This window comes from Pantoea sp. X-Soil-ISGK-355 (genome assembly GCF_059730805.1).
On sequence record NZ_AP035971.1, the window covers coordinates 3879637 to 3898280 of the forward strand.

The window sequence follows — 18644 nt, forward strand, 5'->3', positions numbered from 1 at the left end:
ACGCAAAAGACGCCATCCATGGCGGGCTCAGCGCGGGCCGTCCCTGGCCCGCTATGCTTTGCTACAGGCGTATGCTCCCATCGCTTTAACCATGTTGGCTGTCTGTTTAGAAAATCTGAATTGTGCTCAAAGTTACAAACGTGGGCTGTGATAACTCTTCCAACAATAAAATAGCTCAGGGCGCTGGCAATATGGTCAGAGGAGGAAAGCGTCCCGCGCCATGGATGGCGCGGGCAGAGCATGCCAGGGATGGCGGGTTTTGCGTCTTTCCGATCTGACCGTATTGCCCGTGCAGGCTCGGTCTTACAGCGAAGCAGGCAGTGCAGGCACCGTTCCACCAGCGAACTTCTCAGGTAGTGTTCCCAAACAAAAAACCCCGACAAGCCGGGGTTTGTTTTGCTGAAAACTGTGATGACGGTTATTAGCCCGCGACAGCGATACGCTTCATGTCGGTCATGTAGCCACGCAGTTTGCGGCCAACGGTTTCAATCGGGTGCTGGCGAACGGCTTCGTTAACGTCACGCAGCTGTGCGTTGTCGACCTGCGTACCTTCCACCGCTTTACCCAGATCGCCCGGCTGCAGTGTGGTCATGAACTCTTTCAGCAACGGCACCGCAGCGAAGGAGAACAGGTAGTTACCATATTCAGCGGTATCAGAGATCACCACGTTCATTTCATACAGACGCTTACGGGCGATGGTGTTCGCGATCAACGGCAGCTCATGCAGGGATTCGTAGTAAGCAGACTCTTCGATGATGCCGGCATCTACCATGGTTTCAAACGCCAGCTCAACGCCCGCTTTCACCATCGCAACCATTACAACACCTTTATCGTAGTACTCCTGCTCTTCGATTTTGCCTTCATACTGTGAGGCAGTTTCGAATGCGGTCTGGCCGGTCTCTTCACGCCAGGTCAGCAGGTTTTTATCATCGTTCGCCCAGTCAGCCATCATGCCGGAAGAGAATTCGCCGGAGATGATGTCATCCATATGCTTCTGGAACAGCGGCGCCATGATGGTTTTCAACTGCTCTGACAGCGCATAAGCGCGCAGTTTCGCCGGGTTAGAGAGACGATCCATCATCAGGGTGATGCCACCAAACTTCAGTGACTCGGTGATGGTTTCCCAGCCGAACTGAATCAGTTTTTCTGCGTAAGCCGGATCCGTACCTTCAGCCACCAGCTTATCGAAGCAGAGCAGTGAACCGGCCTGCAGCATGCCACACAGGATGGTCTGCTCACCCATCAGGTCAGATTTCACTTCTGCAACGAAGGAAGATTCCAGCACGCCAGCACGATCGCCGCCGGTCGCTGCTGCCCAGGCTTTGGCAATCGCCATGCCTTCACCTTTTGGATCGTTTTCCGGGTGAACCGCGATCAGCGTCGGAACACCAAAGCCGCGTTTATACTCTTCACGGACTTCTGTACCCGGGCACTTCGGTGCCACCATCACAACAGTGATGTCTTTACGGATGCTTTCGCCCACTTCAACGATGTTGAAACCGTGCGAGTAACCCAGCGCAGCGCCATCTTTCATCAGCGGCTGAACAGCCTGAACTACTGCGGAGTGCTGCTTGTCTGGCGTCAGGTTAACGACCAGGTCCGCCTGCGGGATCAGATCTTCGTAAGTACCCACTTTAAAACCGTTATCGGTCGCTTTACGCCATGAAGGGCGTTTCTCAGCAATCGCTTCGGCACGCAGTGCATAGGCGACATCCAGACCTGAATCACGCATGTTCAGACCCTGGTTCAGGCCCTGCGCACCACAGCCAACGATAACGACTTTTTTGCCTTTCAGGAAACTGGCACCATCCGCGAATTCTTCACGCGCCATGAAACGACATTTGCCTAATTGCGCCAACTGGTTGCGCAGGTTCAATGTGTTGAAATAGTTAGCCATGGGTACTCCGGTAAGGTTGTGTTTGCTTTTTTTGTTCAGGAACGGCGTGTCATGCAACGCCGCGAATGACCCCATCATATGACAGGAATTCTGTTGCTTAAATTGATATATTAACAACGTCACATTGCAATAAATGCAACACCACCCAGAGGCGACGCGCACATGGATTTACGGGATCTGAAACTGTTTCTTCATCTGGCAGAAAGCTGCCACTTCGGGCGCACGGCGCGTGCGATGCACGTCAGCCCTTCCACGCTGTCACGCCAGATCCAGCGGCTTGAAGACGATGTCGGCCATGCGCTGTTTCTGCGCGATAACCGCACCGTGACGCTGACGGAAGCGGGTGAACGCCTGCGTCAGTTTGCCCAGCAGACCCTGTTGCAATATCAGCAACTGCGTCATGTGATGGATCTTAACGGTCCGTCACTCAGCGGCGAACTGCGCCTGTTCTGTTCGGTAACGGCGGCCTACAGCCATCTGCCGCCGATCCTCGACCGCTTTCGTGCCGAACATCCGCAGGTCGAAATTAAACTGGATACCGGTGATGCTGCGGATGCGGTAGAAAAAGTGCACTCCGGCGATGCCGATCTGGCTATTGCCGGCCGTCCTGAAACTTTGCCCGCCAGCATTGATTTTATGCCACTGGGGCTGATTCCGCTGGTGCTGATTGCGCCTGCATTACCCTGTGCCGTCCGCACACAGGCCACCCAGCCGCAGCCCGACTGGTCAAAAATTCCGTTTATCCTGCCGGTGCAGGGACCCGCACGACGGCGTATCGATCTCTGGTTCCGCCGCCATCGCATCCCGAATCCGGTGATTTACGCCACGGTATCGGGGCATGAGGCGATAGTCTCAATGGTAGCGCTGGGTTGCGGTATTGCGCTGTTGCCGGATGTCGTGCTGGAGAACAGCCCGGACCCGGTGCGGAACCGCGTGCTGATGCTGGAGAATGTGGAGTCTGTTGCGCCGTTCGAACTCGGTATCTGCGTGCAAAAAAAGCGGCTCGGAGAGCCGCTGATCAGTGCTTTCTGGAGCCAGCTGTAATCAGTGGCCTGACAGGAAGAAGCGGAACGCCGGGTTCTGGCTTTCGTCGTGAAAGTCGTAACCCAGATCGGTGAGATGCTCCTCAAAACGCGGTTCATCGCTGCCGAGCTCAAAAGCCGCCAGCACACGACCATAATCGGTGCCGTGGCTACGGTAGTGAAACAGCGAGATATTCCAGTGGGTGCCCAGCGTTTGCAGGAACTTCAGCAACGCGCCAGGTGCCTCCGGGAATTCGAAGCTGAAGAGCCGTTCACGCAGCGGCTTGGAGGGACGTCCGCCCACCATGTAACGCACATGCAATTTCGCCATTTCATCATCTGAGAGATCGACCACCTGATAACCGCCGCGCGTAAGTTCGCTGATGATTTCGCTGCGCTCTTCCACGCCACGGGTCAGACGTACACCAACAAAGATGCAGGCTTTGTCCGCATCGGCGTAACGATAGTTGAACTCGGTGATGGAACGTCCGCCCAGCGTCTGACAGAAACGCAGGAAGCTGCCCTGCTGTTCCGGGATCGTTACAGCCAGCAGCGCTTCACGCTGTTCGCCCAGCTCGCAACGCTCGGAGACGTAACGCAGGCCGTGGAAGTTGACGTTGGCACCGGACAAGACATGCGCCAGCCGCTCGCCTTTGATCTCGTGCTGCTGGATATACTTCTTCATGCCCGCCAGCGCCAGCGCACCAGACGGTTCCGCCACGGCACGAACATCTTCGAACAGATCTTTCATCGCAGCGCAAATGGCATCGCTGTCGACGGTGATGATGTCATCGATGTAGGCCTGACAGAGCCGGAAGGTTTCGCTGCCAATCCGCTTCACCGCCACCCCTTCGGCAAACAGCCCGACGCGTGGCAGATCGACCGGATGACCGGCGTCCAGCGCCGCTTTCAGGCAGGCTGAATCTTCTGACTCCACCGCAATCACTTTGATCTGCGGCATCAACTGCTTGATCAATACAGCGACGCCCGCTGCCAGACCGCCACCACCAACCGGCACAAAGACCCGGTCGAGGTGCGCATCCTGCTGCAACAGCTCCATCGCCAGCGTGCCCTGTCCGGCAATCACAGCCGGATGGTCAAACGGCGGAACGAAGGTGTAGCCGCGCTGTTCAGCGAGCTCTATCGCTTTGGCTTTCGCCTCGTCAAAGTTGGCCCCAAACAGAAAAGCCTCACCGCCAAATGCGCGCACTGCATCAACCTTGATGTCTGCGGTCGCCAGCGGCATCACAATCAGTGACTTAATGCCCAGCTTCGTCGCGGAGAGCGCCACGCCCTGCGCATGGTTACCGGCCGAAGCCGTCACTACGCCGCGCGCTTTCTGCTCTTCGCTCAGACCGGCAATCATTGCGTAGGCACCGCGCACCTTGAAACTGTGCACCGGCTGACGATCTTCCCGCTTTACCAGAATGGTGTTGCCGAGACGCGATGAAATTTTTTCCATAACCTGCAGCGGCGTCACCTGTGCCACTTCATACACCGGTGAACGCAGCACTGCACGCAAATACTCGGCGCCGCAAGGCGCGTCGGGTAGCGGTTGAGACTCGGCCATGTTTAGCCTCCCAGCTTGCTCTTATCGCGAACGGCGCCTTTGTCAGCACTGGTCGCGAGTAATGCGTAAGCACGCAGCGCAAAGGAGACTTCACGCTGACGATTGACCGGCGTATATGCCGCATCGCCACGTGCCTGCTGCTCTTCACGGCGGGCATGCAGTTCGTTATCCGGCACAGCGAGTTTGATGCCGCGGTTCGGGATATCGATCTCAATGGTGTCGCCATCTTTGACCAGCGCAATGGTGCCGCCGTTGGCCGCTTCAGGCGAAGCGTGACCGATAGAGAGGCCCGATGTGCCACCAGAGAAACGACCGTCGGTGATCAGAGCGCAACTTTTACCCAGACCCATCGATTTCAGATAGGTGGTCGGATAGAGCATTTCCTGCATGCCCGGCCCGCCTTTTGGCCCTTCGTAGCGGATGACAACTACGTCGCCTGCCACGACTTTGCCGCCCAGAATCGCTTCTACCGCGTCATCCTGGCTTTCATAGACTTTGGCCGGGCCGGTGAAGGTCAGGATCTCTTTGTCTACGCCCGCTGTTTTAACGATACAGCCATCTTCGGCGATGTTGCCGTACAGCACGGCCAGACCGCCATCCTGCGAGTACGCGTTTTCGCGGGTGCGGATGCAGCCTTCGGCACGGTCATCATCCAGCGTGTCCCAGCGGCAGTTCTGCGAGAATGCCTGGGTGGTACGGATGCCCGCCGGACCGGCGCGGAACATATCTTTTACCGCCTGATCTTTGGTCAGCATGATGTCGTACTGATCCAGCGTTTCACGCATGGTCTGCTGCAGGATATTACGGGCGCTGCTGTCGAACAGGCCGGCACGATCCAGCTCGCCGAGAATGGCGAAAACACCACCTGCGCGATGCACATCTTCCATGTGGTATTTCGGGGTACTTGGCGCGACTTTACAAAGCTGAGGCACTTTACGTGACAGGCGATCGATGTCGGAGATATTGAAGTCGATGTCGCCTTCCTGGGCCGCCGCCAGCAGGTGCAGCACGGTGTTGGTGGAGCCGCCCATGGCGATATCCAGCATCATGGCGTTCTCGAAGGCGGCCTTGTTCGCGATGTTGCGCGGCAGCATGTTGACGTCATCCTGCTCGTAGTAGCGCTTGGTGAGACTGACGATGCGCTTACCGGCATTGATGAACAGCTCTTTGCGATCAGCGTGCGTGGCCAGCAGTGAACCGTTGCCAGGCTGCGACAGGCCGAGTGCTTCGGTCAGGCAGTTCATCGAGTTGGCGGTGAACATGCCGGAGCAGGAGCCGCAGGTCGGACAGGCAGAGCGTTCGATCTGATCGCTGTCGGCATCGCTGACGTTCGGGTTCGCACCCTGAATCATCGCATCGACCAGGTCCAGCTTGATGATCTGATCAGAAAGCTTGGTTTTACCCGCTTCCATCGGGCCGCCTGAAACGAAGATCACCGGAATATTAAGGCGCAGAGACGCCATCAGCATGCCTGGGGTGATTTTGTCACAGTTGGAGATGCAGACCATGGCGTCGGCGCAGTGCGCATTAACCATGTACTCGACCGAGTCAGCAATCAGCTCACGCGAAGGCAGTGAATACAGCATGCCGCCATGACCCATGGCAATACCGTCATCCACCGCGATGGTGTTGAACTCTTTAGCCACACCACCCGCCGCTTCAATCTGCTCAGCGACGAGTTTACCCAGGTCGCGGAGGTGAACGTGGCCAGGGACAAATTGGGTGAATGAGTTAACCACAGCGATAATCGGCTTGCCGAAATCGTCGTCGGTCATTCCTGTCGCGCGCCATAAGGCACGGGCACCCGCCATGTTGCGGCCGTGGGTGGTAGTGGCGGAACGGTACTTAGGCATGCTCTATTTACTCCAGTAAGAATAAGCTCGCGGACGTCAGATGACGCCCGCGCTGTATCTGATTATGGGTTAACCGGATCTAACCAGCCCCATTTGTCTTCGGTTTCGCCGGTGAAGAGACCAAAGAAGGCCTCCTGAATGCGTTTAGTCACCGGACCACGCTTGCCTTCACCCACCTGAATGCGGTCGACGCTGCGCACCGGTGTGATTTCTGCGGCGGTGCCCGACATAAAGACTTCGTCAGCCAGGTAGAGAGATTCACGCGACAGAGTCTGCTCACGCACTTCAATGCCCATATCACGCGCCAGCGTGATGATGGCATCGCGGGTGATGCCCGGCAGTGCCGAAGAGGTAAATGGCGGGGTATAGAGCACACCATCTTTAACTTCAAACAGGTTTTCGCCTGCCCCTTCTGAGATCAGGCCATTGGTATCCAGCGCAATGCCTTCCTGATAGCCATGACGACGGGCTTCGCTACCCACCAGCAGTGAGGAGAGGTAGTTACCACCCGCTTTAGCAGCAGTTGGCAGAGTGTTTGGCGCCACGCGGTTCCATGAAGAGACCATCGCGTCAATGCCATTCTCCAGCGCTTCAGCGCCCAGGTACGCGCCCCACGGGAAGGCGGCAATGATCACGTCAGTTGTGAAGCCGTCTGGCGGGTTCACGCCCAGGCCCACATCGCCGACAAAGGCCAGCGGACGGATATAAGCACTTTTCAGTTTGTTCACGCGGATGACTTCGCGGCACGCTTCCATCAGCTCATCAACGCTGCTTTTAATCGGGAAACGATAGATTTTGGCGGAGTCATGCAGACGTTGCATGTGTTCACGATGACGGAACACAACCGGTCCTTTGTGAGAGTCGTAGCAGCGCACGCCTTCAAATACCGACGTACCATAGTGCAAGGCGTGGGACATGACGCTGACCTTCGCCTCTTCCCACTTAACCATCTCGCCATTGAACCAAATAAAGTCTGCTTTCTTCGTGCTCATTGTTATTCCCTCTCGCGGCTACGCGCGGATTTGTTGTGTTGTCTGTTGTTGAATCTGAACGCATGCAACGTCGATCAATTTACTTAACTGCGAAGACAGTAAATCGACGGAGCGCTGGCTGGCAACGGTCATTTCAATATTAATGTTTTCTGCGTTGGCGACTGAGGCCATGTTCATAGAACAGACCTGAAAACCGCGGTGACGCACGACGCGTAAAATGCGCTCTAATATTTCAGGGCGGAAACGGGCTTCGATAGACAATTGATGCTGGTTCATACGGTTTTCTCCATCATGTTTGCATTGCTGGCACCCGGCGGTACCAGTGGCCAGACGTTTTCATGCTCATCAATTGCAACATGCAGGAAGTAAGGACCTTCGCTGTTCAGCAGAGCATCAAGGGCGGCGTCGACCTGATCTTTACGGGTAATGCGCTGGCCGGGGATGTTGAACGCGCTGGCCAGCGTGAGGAAATCGGGATTATCGGACAGGTTGGTTTCGCTGTAGCGACCGTCAAAAAAGAGCTGTTGCCACTGGCGTACCATACCCAGACGCTGGTTATCCATCAGTACGATTTTGACCGGCAGCCTGCCGCGCTTGATGGTGCCCAGCTCCTGAATGTTCATCATGATGGAGCCATCACCGGAGACACAGATAACCGTATCGTCCGGGCGTGCAACCTGCGCACCAATGGCAGCAGGCAAACCAAAGCCCATGGTGCCTAAGCCGCTGGAGGTGATGAAATTCTCCGGTGCGTTAAATGCCATGTGCTGCGCCGTCCACATCTGATGCTGACCGACGTCGGTGGTGACCACGGTATTCGCCGGTTTGCGATCGGAAAGTTGCTTCAGCAGCAGCGGCGCATAGATCGCTTCGCCCGGATGGTCGTAGCGCCATGCGTGGCTGGCTTTCAGTGCCTGCACCTCATCGCGCCAGGCGTTGATAGACAAAGGCTGACTCAGTGCGGACAGCAGTTCGTTGAGATCGCCCTGCAGGGAGACATGAGCGCGGCGTAATTTGTTTAACTCAGCGGGATCGATATCGAGATGAATCACGCTGGCGTGCGGTGCAAAGGTATCCAGCTTGCCGGTCACGCGATCATCGAAACGGGCACCGACCGCGATCAGCAGGTCACACGCCTGTACGGCCAGGTTAGCGGCTTTGGTACCGTGCATCCCCAGCATACCGAGATAGACGTCACTTTGCGGGTCCACGCTGCCCAGTCCTTTCAGAGTAGCAACCGCCGGAATGCCGGTCTCGTCTGCCAGCTTGCGCAGTGCCGGAACCGCCTGAGCCAGACCGACACCGCCGCCAACGTAGAGCATTGGCTTTCTGGCCTGCGCCATCAGTGCACGTGCGTGGTCAATCGCCTGATGTGGCAGCGCATTTCCTTCTTCAACCGGAACCAGATGCGGTGCGGGTTCACCCTGTGCAATCTGAATATCTTTCGGGATATCAACCAGTACCGGACCCGGACGGCCCGACTGCGCCAGCGCAAAAGCTTCCGCCATGATAGCGGGTAATTCATCCAGCGATTCAACCAGGAAGCTGTGCTTGGTGCAGGCTAGTGAGAGTCCCAGTACGTCGATCTCCTGGAAAGCATCGGTGCCGATGAAGGCCGAGGTGACCTGACCCGTTACCGCCACGACCGGTACCGAATCCATCATCGCATCCGCCAGACCGGTGATCAGGTTAGTTGCGCCGGGGCCGGAAGTGGCGATACAGACGCCGGTTTTGCCGGTTGAACGGGCATATCCGATTGCCGCCATTACAGCGCCCTGCTCGTGACGACACAACAGGTGTTCCACGCCGCCGTCATAGAGCGCGTCGTATACCGGCATGATGGCGCCGCCAGGGTAACCAAATACGGTATCAACACCCTGCGCGCGTAAAGCCTGAACTACCCACTGTGCACCTGTCATCGCTATTCTCCTGTGTCCTGACCGGAACAACAGAATTTTATGCTACTGTTCATTGTTTGTTCCTTGTGGATTTACTGATATTTCCTCGGGTCGAAAAAAAACCCCCGGACCTTTCGGTGCGGGGGTTTTTTCGGATTCGAGGCTTGATTTTTAAGCCTTTCTTTCTCCAAGCGTTGCCCCGCACGGTAGGTTAATAACCACCACCACGCTAATCACGACCAGGCTAATCACTTGTAGAAGGGCTTTCATGTGTTGTTCAATTCTTTTTCGTGTTCGAAGTAATGCCTACAGAGTTATCATAGTCAGGGGTCATCGCACAACTTTTTTTACAGATTTATTTTCGTGCGTGACGCGGAATCGTAACCTATCGATCTGTAATACAAGAAATAATTACATGATGATAATTATTCATCACTTTAGTGACGTAATAATATTTTGATGGATTTGCGTACTGTCGCACAGCATTTTAAAACGCCATGAAACAACTTTCGATGGGGTGTGCGATGGTCCGAACCATACTGATGATGTCATGGCTTTTCTTTGATGCAGTCACCAGACTGACGGTAACAAGGAGCGAGTATGTCATTGTCAAAAGTTCTGACCCGGGCAGCACTGGGGGTGGACGCCCCGCTGGTGACCATTGAGGCACATATCAGTAATGGCCTGCCTGCCTTAACCCTGGTAGGTCTGCCGGAAACGACGGTCAAAGAAGCGCGTGAGCGGGTACGCAGCGCTATTATCAACAGCGGTTTCACTTTTCCGGCAAAGCGGGTCACCATTAATCTGGCACCCGCGGATCTTCCTAAAGAGGGCGGACGGTATGACTTACCTATGGCGATCGCCATTCTGGTCGCCTCTGAGCAGCTTCCTGCCGACAAGCTGACGCACTACGAGTTTCTGGGTGAACTGGCACTCGACGGCGCGCTGTGCGGTGTACAGGGCGCGATTCCGGCGGCCATGGTGGCAATTCAGGCTGGACGGCAGATGGTTCTCTCTGCTGAGAATCAGGCGGATGCCGGACTTATCCGTCAGGGGTCTTCACTGGTTGCATCTCATCTCAGCAACGTGTGTGCCTTTCTGCGTAATGAACTCACATTACCGACAGCTCAGTCCCCTGATCATCAGGGCGAGCCGCCTGCTGACGATCTCGCAGATATCATTGGTCAGGAACAGGGACGCAGAGCACTGGAGATCACGGCGGCTGGCGGGCATAACCTGTTGCTGATTGGCCCGCCTGGCACCGGTAAAACAATGCTTGCCACCCGGCTGCCCGGCATCATGCCTTCTTTAACCGATCAGGAAGCACTGGAATGCGCAGCAATCGCCAGTCTCGTGAACACTAGCAGTACTCTGCACCGACAATGGCGCAGTCGGCCTTTCAGGTCACCTCATCACAGTGCATCTCTCTATGCTTTGATTGGTGGCGGATCACTACCACGGCCGGGCGAGATCTCACTGGCGCATAACGGCGTGCTGTTTCTGGATGAGTTGCCGGAATTTGATCGTAAGGTGCTGGACTCTCTGCGCGAGCCATTAGAGTCGGGGGTCATCGCTATTTCACGTGCGCGCGCAAAAGTCACCTATCCGGCACGATTTCAGCTGATTGCTGCAATGAATCCAAGTCCAACCGGACATTATCAGGGACAGCATAACCGTACCTCACCTCAGCAGGTGCTGCGTTATCTCAGCAAGCTGTCCGGCCCTTTTCTCGATCGTTTTGATCTTTCGCTGGAGGTGCCCCTACTTCCGGGTGGAATGCTTAGCGGTCAACGCCCTGTAGCAGAAACGTCTGAACGGGTTCGTCATCGGGTGGTCGCAGCGCGGGAGATTCAGCTGACCCGTGCAGGCAAAATTAATGCGCATTTAAACAATGCGGAGATTATGCGCTGGTGTCAGCCAGCTAAAGAGGATGCGGAGTGGCTGGAGTCAGTACTGGAGAAACTGGGTTTATCTGTACGGGCATGGCAGCGGATTTTGAAGGTGGCGCGTACCGTGGCCGATCTGGCGGGAGAAGCAGACGTCAGTCGGCATCATCTGCAGGAGGCTGTCAGTTATCGCACGATTGATCGTTTAATGATTCATCTGCATAACAGCCTGCAATAAAAAAGGGGCTTTCGCCCCTTCTCTGTTAATCGTCGCTGTCGGTAAAGTCTTCGACGGTGTCCATCTGCGGTTTACCGCCGGACAGCGTATGAAAACGCTTAGGACGCTTAATGCGGGTCATATATTTAGACCATACACGTTCAGCTTCCGTTTGCGGCTCACGCACGCCACGACACACTTCAATAAACAGACGTTCTTCTTCTGTTGCAGGCTCACGCTTTGATAAATCCAGCTCATTAAAGGCGAAACCGTGGCGTTCAAGAAGCTGAGCTTCTTTAATAGTAAAGTCACCGTGGCGTGAGAAACCACGCGGGTAATGTTTGTTATCAAAGAAACGATTCTCTGTTGAGAAGCTTTCCGCCATGTTACACGCTCCTGATTTTCTAATGCCGTGCTGTTAATGGCGCGGAGTATTAGATAGGCTTGACAGAGTGTAAAACAAAACATTTAAATCTATACGACAAACATTTTTTGGGAGAACGCTGTGGATACGGAATTACTGAAAACTTTCCTGGAAGTGAGCAGAACACGCCATTTCGGGCGTGCTGCAGAAGCACTTTACCTTACGCAATCTGCTGTCAGTTTTCGCATCCGCCAGTTAGAGAATCAGCTTGGCGTTAACCTTTTTACACGGCATCGCAATAACATACGTCTGACGGCGGCTGGAGAACGCCTGCTTCCCTATGCTGAAAGCCTGATGAGCACATGGATGATGGCAAAGAAGGAGGTTTCCCACACTCAACAGCACCATGAGCTTTCGATCGGTGCCAGTGCATCGCTATGGGAGGCTTATCTGACGCCGTGGCTACAGACGCTTTACGAGAATCGTGAAAGCCTGCATTTAGAAGCGCGCGTGGCACAACGACACCTGCTGGTTAAGCAGCTCCATGAACGCCAGCTGGATCTGTTGATCACCACTGAAGCGCCTAAGATGGATGAGTTAACCAGTCAGCAGATTGGTCATATCTCACTGGCGCTGTTCTGCGCCCGGCAGAGCGAGAAACGCGAAAAATATGATTACATTAAACTGGAATGGGGAGCAGATTTTCATCAGCATCAGAGTTATCTTTCCGGCGCTGATGATGTGCCAGTACTGACCACAACGTCGGCGCATGTTACCCGTGAACTGCTGCATACCACCGGAGCGTGCGCGTTCCTGCCTGACTTCTGGCAAAGTGTTTACAATGAGTTGATGGTGATCCCGGATACGCCCGTCGCCGTTCGTCCGCTCTATGCTGTCTGGTTGCAGAACAGCGATCAGCAGGCGCATATCCGGCAGCTGCTTAAATTCCCGATTCTGGTCAGGCAAAACAGCTAAAGATTGGCAGGTAGAGAAGCAAGCAGGGAAGAGATGAGACCAGTTAGATTTAACTGGTTCTTCTTTTTTGCCTTTATGAAGGCAAAAAAAAATCCTTTGCCGAAGCAAAGGATCGTTTTCTGGCAGGGGCGGAGGGACTCGAACCCCCAACACCCGGTTTTGGAGACCGGTGCTCTACCAATTGAACTACGCCCCTAATAGGGTGGCGGAACGGACGGGGCTCGAACCCGCGACCCCCTGCGTGACAGGCAGGTATTCTAACCAACTGAACTACCGCTCCACCGATTCTTTCACGCTTATCAGCAACCGGCTGATAAGCGCCTGTTCCCGCTATTTTCCCTGTCAGAGGAAAAGGAACAAATTTGATGCCTGGCAGTTCCCTACTCTCGCATGGGGAGACCCCACACTACCATCGGCGCTACGGCGTTTCACTTCTGAGTTCGGCATGGGGTCAGGTGGGACCACCGCGCTACAGCCGCCAGGCAAATCTTGGTGCACGAAACGAATCTTTTACGCCATGACCGCGTTGCCATCGCTCAGCCACACCGGTCACATACCTCAGTATGCTCCCGCTGATGTCTTCGCTCTGCGCCTTGTCACGCCGCAAAATCTTTCGTTTCCGCTAATTTTATCCGGAATAAGCTGAAAATCGTGTCTCTCAAAAACGCCTCTGGCGTTGTAAGGTTAAGCCTCACGGGTCATTAGTACCGGTTAGCTCAACGCATCGCTGCGCTTACACACCCGGCCTATCAACGTCGTAGTCTTCAACGTCCCTTCAGGACCCTCAAGGGGTCAGGGAGAACTCATCTCGGGGCAAGTTTCGTGCTTAGATGCTTTCAGCACTTATCTTTTCCGCACTTAGCTACCGGGCAGTGCCATTGGCATGACAACCCGAACACCAGTGGTGCGTTCACTCCGGTCCTCTCGTACTAGGAGCAACCCCCCTCAATTCTCCAGCGCCCACGGCAGATAGGGACCGAACTGTCTCACGACGTTCTAAACCCAGCTCGCGTACCACTTTAAACGGCGAACAGCCGTACCCTTGGGACCTACTTCAGCCCCAGGATGTGATGAGCCGACATCGAGGTGCCAAACACCGCCGTCGATATGAACTCTTGGGCGGTATCAGCCTGTTATCCCCGGAGTACCTTTTATCCGTTGAGCGATGGCCCTTCCATTCAGAACCACCGGATCACTATGACCTGCTTTCGCACCTGCTCGAGCCGTCACTCTCGCAGTCAAGCCAGCTTATGCCATTGCACTAACCTCACGATGTCCGACCGTGATTAGCTGACCTTCGTGCTCCTCCGTTACTCTTTAGGAGGAGACCGCCCCAGTCAAACTACCCACCAGACACTGTCCGCAGCCCGGATCACGGGCCTACGTTAGAACATCAAACATTAAAGGGTGGTATTTCAAGGTTGGCTCCACGCAGACTGGCGTCCGCGCTTCAAAGCCTCCCACCTATCCTACACATCAAGGCTCAATGTTCAGTGTCAAGCTGTAGTAAAGGTTCACGGGGTCTTTCCGTCTTGCCGCGGGTACACTGCATCTTCACAGCGAGTTCAATTTCACTGAGTCTCGGGTGGAGACAGCCTGGCCATCATTACGCCATTCGTGCAGGTCGGAACTTACCCGACAAGGAATTTCGCTACCTTAGGACCGTTATAGTTACGGCCGCCGTTTACCGGGGCTTCGATCAAGAGCTTCTCCTTGCGGATAACCCCATCAATTAACCTTCCGGCACCGGGCAGGCGTCACACCGTATACGTCCACTTTCGTGTTTGCACAGTGCTGTGTTTTTAATAAACAGTTGCAGCCAGCTGGTATCTTCGACTGGCTTCGGCTCGGGGAGTAAATCCCTCCACCTACGCGCCAGCGTGCCTTCTCCCGAAGTTACGGCACCATTTTGCCTAGTTCCTTCACCCGAGTTCTCTCAAGCGCCTTGGTATTCTCTACCTGACCACCTGTGTCGGTTTGGGGTACGATTCTGTGTTACCTGATGCTTAGAGGCTTTTCCTGGAAGCTGGGCATTTATCACTTCAGCACCGTAGTGCCTCGTCGTCACGCCTCAGCGTTGATAAGGGACCGGATTTACCTGGACCCTCCGCCTACACGCTTAAACCGGGACAACCGTCGCCCGGCTGATATAGCCTTCTCCGTCCCCCCTTCGCAGTAACACCGAGTACAGGAATATTAACCTGTTTCCCATCGACTACGCCTTTCGGCCTCGCCTTAGGGGTCGACTCACCCTGCTCCGATTAACGTTGAACAGGAACCCTTGGTCTTCCGGCGAGCGGGCTTTTCACCCGCTTTATCGTTACTTATGTCAGCATTCGCACTTCTGATACCTCCAGCATGCCTCACAGCACACCTTCGACGGCTTACAGAACGCTCCCCTACCCAACAACACATAAGTGTCGCTGCCGCAGCTTCGGTGCATGGTTTAGCCCCGTTACATCTTCCGCGCAGGCCGACTCGACCAGTGAGCTATTACGCTTTCTTTAAATGATGGCTGCTTCTAAGCCAACATCCTGGCTGTCTGTGCCTTCCCACATCGTTTCCCACTTAACCATGACTTTGGGACCTTAGCTGGCGGTCTGGGTTGTTTCCCTCTTCACGACGGACGTTAGCACCCGCCGTGTGTCTCCCGTGATAACATTCTCCGGTATTCGCAGTTTGCATCGGGTTGGTAAGCCGGGATGGCCCCCTAGCCGAAACAGTGCTCTACCCCCGGAGATGAGTTCACGAGGCGCTACCTAAATAGCTTTCGGGGAGAACCAGCTATCTCCCGGTTTGATTGGCCTTTCACCCCCAGCCACAGGTCATCCGCTAATTTTTCAACATTAGTCGGTTCGGTCCTCCAGTTAGTGTTACCCAACCTTCAACCTGCCCATGGCTAGATCACCGGGTTTCGGGTCTATACCCTGCAACTTAACGCCCAGTTAAGACTCGGTTTCCCTGCGGCTCCCCTATACGGTTAACCTTGCTACAGAATATAAGTCGCTGACCCATTATACAAAAGGTACGCAGTCACCCCCGTAAAGAGGGCTCCCACTGCTTGTACGTACACGGTTTCAGGTTCTGTTTCACTCCCCTCGCCGGGGTTCTTTTCGCCTTTCCCTCACGGTACTGGTTCACTATCGGTCAGTCAGGAGTATTTAGCCTTGGAGGATGGTCCCCCCATATTCAGACAGGATACCACGTGTCCCGCCTTACTCATCGAGCTCACAGCGCGTGTGCTTTTGTGTACGGGAGTATCACCCTGTACCCTGCGACTTTCCAGACGCTTCCACTAACACACATGCTGATTCAGGCTCTGGGCTGCTCCCCGTTCGCTCGCCGCTACTGGGGGAATCTCGGTTGATTTCTTTTCCTCGGGGTACTTAGATGTTTCAGTTCCCCCGGTTCGCCTTGCAGCACTATGTATTCATGCTGCAATGATGCACAGAGTGCACCGGGTTTCCCCATTCGGACATCGACGGCTGTAGCGGTTCATATCACCTTACCGTCGCTTTACGCAGATTAGCACGTCCTTCATCGCCTCTGACTGCCTGGGCATCCACCGTGTACGCTTAGTCGCTTAACCTCACAACCCACAGGCGTTTTGCAACGCTGCAGACTGCAAGCATTTGAGAGACTCGAACGTGCCGCGTTTTTCATTCTTGTTACGGAGAATGAAAGCGACACGTCGTTTCAATTTTCAGCTTGTTCCGGGTTGTTAAAGAGCATAATACTTCGCAGCACACCGTTGCCGGTACGCTCTGAAGTATTCAGAAAAAACAGATAAACGGTATGGTGGAGCTAAGCGGGATCGAACCGCTGACCTCCTGCGTGCAAGGCAGGCGCTCTCCCAGCTGAGCTATAGCCCCATACAGTTACTGCAGAGACCACTACTACCAGGAGTAACATTCTTCATGTAAAGAATGCGATTTTTTCTCAGGCAAGGCGTGTCGATGCGAAGCATAGTGAACTATGCGAGCCGTCGACACAACGCAGCATGAGGACAAATCTGGTAGGCCTGAGTGGACTTGAACCACCGACCTCACCCTTATCAGGGGTGCGCTCTAACCACCTGAGCTACAAGCCTGTAGAGGTTTTTTCTGCTCGTTACTTTTTATCAGACAATCTGTGTGGACACTGCGCCGGAAGGTATCTTCAGGTAAGGAGGTGATCCAACCGCAGGTTCCCCTACGGTTACCTTGTTACGACTTCACCCCAGTCATGAATCACAAAGTGGTAAGCGCCCTCCCGAAGGTTAAGCTACCTACTTCTTTTGCAACCCACTCCCATGGTGTGACGGGCGGTGTGTACAAGGCCCGGGAACGTATTCACCGTGGCATTCTGATCCACGATTACTAGCGATTCCGACTTCACGGAGTCGAGTTGCAGACTCCGATCCGGACTACGACGCACTTTGTGAGGTCCGCTTGCTCTCGCGAGGTCGCTTCTCTTTGTATGCGCCATTGTAGCACGTGTGTAGCCCTACTCGTAAGGGCCATGATGACTTGACGTCATCCCCACCTTCCTCCGGTTTATCACCGGCAGTCTCCTTTGAGTTCCCGACCGAATCGCTGGCAACAAAGGATAAGGGTTGCGCTCGTTGCGGGACTTAACCCAACATTTCACAACACGAGCTGACGACAGCCATGCAGCACCTGTCTCACGGTTCCCGAAGGCACTAAGGCATCTCTGCCAGATTCCGTGGATGTCAAGAGTAGGTAAGGTTCTTCGCGTTGCATCGAATTAAACCACATGCTCCACCGCTTGTGCGGGCCCCCGTCAATTCATTTGAGTTTTAACCTTGCGGCCGTACTCCCCAGGCGGTCGACTTAACGCGTTAGCTCCGGAAGCCACTCCTCAAGGGAACAACCTCCAAGTCGACATCGTTTACGGCGTGGACTACCAGGGTATCTAATCCTGTTTGCTCCCCACGCTTTCGCACCTGAGCGTCAGTCTTTGTCCAGGGGGCCGCCTTCGCCACCGGTATTCCTCCAGATCTCTACGCATTTCACCGCTACACCTGGAATTCTACCCCCCTCTACAAGACTCAAGCCTGCCAGTTTCAAATGCAGTTCCCAGGTTAAGCCCGGGGATTTCACATCTGACTTAACAGACCGCCTGCGTGCGCTTTACGCCCAGTAATTCCGATTAACGCTTGCACCCTCCGTATTACCGCGGCTGCTGGCACGGAGTTAGCCGGTGCTTCTTCTGCGGGTAACGTCAATCGGCGCGGTTATTAACCGCACCGCCTTCCTCCCCGCTGAAAGTACTTTACAACCCGAAGGCCTTCTTCATACACGCGGCATGGCTGCATCAGGCTTGCGCCCATTGTGCAATATTCCCCACTGCTGCCTCCCGTAGGAGTCTGGACCGTGTCTCAGTTCCAGTGTGGCTGGTCATCCTCTCAGACCAGCTAGGGATCGTCGCCTAGGTGGGCCATTACCCCGCCTACTAGCTAATCCCATCTGGGTTCATCCGATAGTGAGAGGCCCGAAGGTCCCCCTCTTTGGTCTTGCGACGTTATGCGGTATTAGCCACCGTTTCCAGTGGTTATCCCCCTCTATCGGGCAGATCCCCAGACATTACTCACCCGTCCGCCACTCGTCACCCGAGAGCAAGCTCTCTGTGCTACCGTCCGACTTGCATGTGTTAGGCCTGCCGCCAGCGTTCAATCTGAGCCATGATCAAACTCTTCAATTTAAGTTTGATTTGCTTAAACAAATTAAGCGGTGCTCATCTGTAAAACGTCATAATGAATTTCATTATGTGTTCACTCGTGAGGCTTTGATATTTTTGTGCGTCCAAAGACGCTGATATCAATCCTGCGAGTGCCCACACAGATTGTCTGATAAATTGTTAAAGAGCATGCCGCGATTTACTGCGGCGCGGGCTGCGTATATTACGCTTTCCGCATTGTCAGTCAAGCATTTATTTTCGCTTAACTCACTGGTTCGTATGATTTCGAAC

General features: G+C 54.7%; 11 protein-coding genes, 4 tRNA genes and 3 rRNA genes. 3 read left to right on the top strand and 15 right to left on the bottom strand.

Translation table 11 applies throughout. The features are described from left to right. Positions 1-421: 421 nt before the first annotated feature. Positions 422-1897, bottom strand: coding sequence for a ketol-acid reductoisomerase (gene ilvC / locus AC6I8J_RS17905; RefSeq protein ID WP_161736405.1), 1476 nt, complete (start codon positions 1895-1897; stop codon positions 422-424). Between the two features lie 162 nt (positions 1898-2059). Here ilvC and ilvY point away from each other — a divergent pair, with 162 nt between their 5' ends. Beyond that, positions 2060-2941, top strand: coding sequence for an HTH-type transcriptional activator IlvY (gene ilvY / locus AC6I8J_RS17910; RefSeq protein ID WP_497825613.1), 882 nt, complete (start codon positions 2060-2062; stop codon positions 2939-2941). Here the strand turns inward: ilvY and ilvA are convergent, their stop codons facing one another. From ilvA to ilvL, 6 genes are all read right to left on the bottom strand, one after another. After that, positions 2942-4489: a threonine ammonia-lyase, biosynthetic gene (gene ilvA / locus AC6I8J_RS17915; protein ID WP_161736406.1), complete on the bottom strand. Its 1548-nt coding sequence runs from the start codon at positions 4487-4489 to the stop codon at positions 2942-2944. It abuts the gene before it with no gap. Between the two features lie 2 nt (positions 4490-4491). Further along, on the bottom strand, positions 4492-6342 hold the full coding sequence (gene ilvD / locus AC6I8J_RS17920) for a dihydroxy-acid dehydratase (protein WP_095706524.1): 1851 nt from the start codon (positions 6340-6342) through the stop codon (positions 4492-4494). A 62-nt stretch (positions 6343-6404) separates the two neighbouring features. After that, entirely contained in the window at positions 6405-7334 is a 930-nt protein-coding gene (locus AC6I8J_RS17925; protein ID WP_161736407.1) for a branched-chain amino acid transaminase, read from the bottom strand. 18 nt (positions 7335-7352) lie between these two features. Beyond that, a complete protein-coding gene (ilvM, locus tag AC6I8J_RS17930; protein WP_008926359.1) occupies positions 7353-7610 on the bottom strand; it encodes an acetolactate synthase 2 small subunit in 258 nt (85 codons plus the stop codon). Next, complete coding sequence (ilvG, locus tag AC6I8J_RS17935) at positions 7607-9253, bottom strand: acetolactate synthase 2 catalytic subunit (protein ID WP_161736408.1); 1647 nt, start codon at positions 9251-9253, stop codon at positions 7607-7609. Before ilvG ends, ilvM begins: the two co-directional genes overlap by 4 nt. Positions 9254-9403: 150 nt before the next feature. Further along, positions 9404-9502 carry an ilv operon leader peptide gene (gene ilvL, locus AC6I8J_RS17940; protein WP_072101316.1) on the bottom strand — a complete coding sequence of 33 codons (99 nt, stop codon included), beginning with the start codon at positions 9500-9502 and terminating at the stop codon, positions 9404-9406. 330 nt (positions 9503-9832) lie between these two features. On the opposite strand from ilvL, the gene AC6I8J_RS17945 reads away from it, so the two are divergent. Then, entirely contained in the window at positions 9833-11356 is a 1524-nt protein-coding gene (locus tag AC6I8J_RS17945; protein WP_222924848.1) for a YifB family Mg chelatase-like AAA ATPase, read from the top strand. A 25-nt stretch (positions 11357-11381) separates the two neighbouring features. Here the strand turns inward: AC6I8J_RS17945 and AC6I8J_RS17950 are convergent, their stop codons facing one another. Then, on the bottom strand, positions 11382-11720 hold the full coding sequence (locus AC6I8J_RS17950; RefSeq protein WP_010253568.1) for a MaoP family protein: 339 nt from the start codon (positions 11718-11720) through the stop codon (positions 11382-11384). 120 nt (positions 11721-11840) lie between these two features. Between AC6I8J_RS17950 and hdfR the strand changes: the two genes are divergently transcribed. Beyond that, entirely contained in the window at positions 11841-12674 is an 834-nt protein-coding gene (gene hdfR, locus AC6I8J_RS17955) for an HTH-type transcriptional regulator HdfR (RefSeq protein ID WP_161736410.1), read from the top strand. Between the two features lie 120 nt (positions 12675-12794). Here hdfR and AC6I8J_RS17960 read toward each other — a convergent pair. The 7 genes from AC6I8J_RS17960 to AC6I8J_RS17990 form a co-directional block, all read right to left on the bottom strand. Next, positions 12795-12870 (bottom strand) — tRNA-Trp (locus AC6I8J_RS17960). A 7-nt stretch (positions 12871-12877) separates the two neighbouring features. Further along, positions 12878-12954, bottom strand: a tRNA-Asp gene (locus AC6I8J_RS17965). Between the two features lie 87 nt (positions 12955-13041). Beyond that, positions 13042-13157 (bottom strand): 5S ribosomal RNA (rrf, locus tag AC6I8J_RS17970). Positions 13158-13354: 197 nt separating this feature from the next. Then, positions 13355-16263, bottom strand: a 23S ribosomal RNA gene (locus tag AC6I8J_RS17975). A 207-nt stretch (positions 16264-16470) separates the two neighbouring features. Next, positions 16471-16546, bottom strand: a tRNA-Ala gene (locus tag AC6I8J_RS17980). Positions 16547-16687: 141 nt separating this feature from the next. Beyond that, positions 16688-16764: transfer RNA gene (locus tag AC6I8J_RS17985), tRNA-Ile, on the bottom strand. 73 nt (positions 16765-16837) lie between these two features. Next, a 16S ribosomal RNA gene (locus AC6I8J_RS17990) occupies positions 16838-18377 on the bottom strand. The 16S, 23S and 5S rRNA genes sit together here with 4 tRNA genes alongside, the layout of an rRNA operon. Positions 18378-18644 lie beyond the last annotated feature (267 nt).

Coding starts and splice junctions, on each gene's coding strand:
- AC6I8J_RS17945 (WP_222924848.1), top strand. CDS start 9,833: ATGTCATTGTCAAAAGTTCTGACCCGGGCAGCACTGGGGGTGGACGCC.
- AC6I8J_RS17925 (WP_161736407.1), bottom strand. CDS start 7,334: ATGAGCACGAAGAAAGCAGACTTTATTTGGTTCAATGGCGAGATGGTT.
- ilvG (WP_161736408.1), bottom strand. CDS start 9,253: ATGACAGGTGCACAGTGGGTAGTTCAGGCTTTACGCGCGCAGGGTGTT.
- ilvY (WP_497825613.1), top strand. CDS start 2,060: ATGGATTTACGGGATCTGAAACTGTTTCTTCATCTGGCAGAAAGCTGC.
- ilvM (WP_008926359.1), bottom strand. CDS start 7,610: ATGAACCAGCATCAATTGTCTATCGAAGCCCGTTTCCGCCCTGAAATA.
- ilvC (WP_161736405.1), bottom strand. CDS start 1,897: ATGGCTAACTATTTCAACACATTGAACCTGCGCAACCAGTTGGCGCAA.
- ilvD (WP_095706524.1), bottom strand. CDS start 6,342: ATGCCTAAGTACCGTTCCGCCACTACCACCCACGGCCGCAACATGGCG.
- ilvA (WP_161736406.1), bottom strand. CDS start 4,489: ATGGCCGAGTCTCAACCGCTACCCGACGCGCCTTGCGGCGCCGAGTAT.
- AC6I8J_RS17950 (WP_010253568.1), bottom strand. CDS start 11,720: ATGGCGGAAAGCTTCTCAACAGAGAATCGTTTCTTTGATAACAAACAT.
- ilvL (WP_072101316.1), bottom strand. CDS start 9,502: ATGAAAGCCCTTCTACAAGTGATTAGCCTGGTCGTGATTAGCGTGGTG.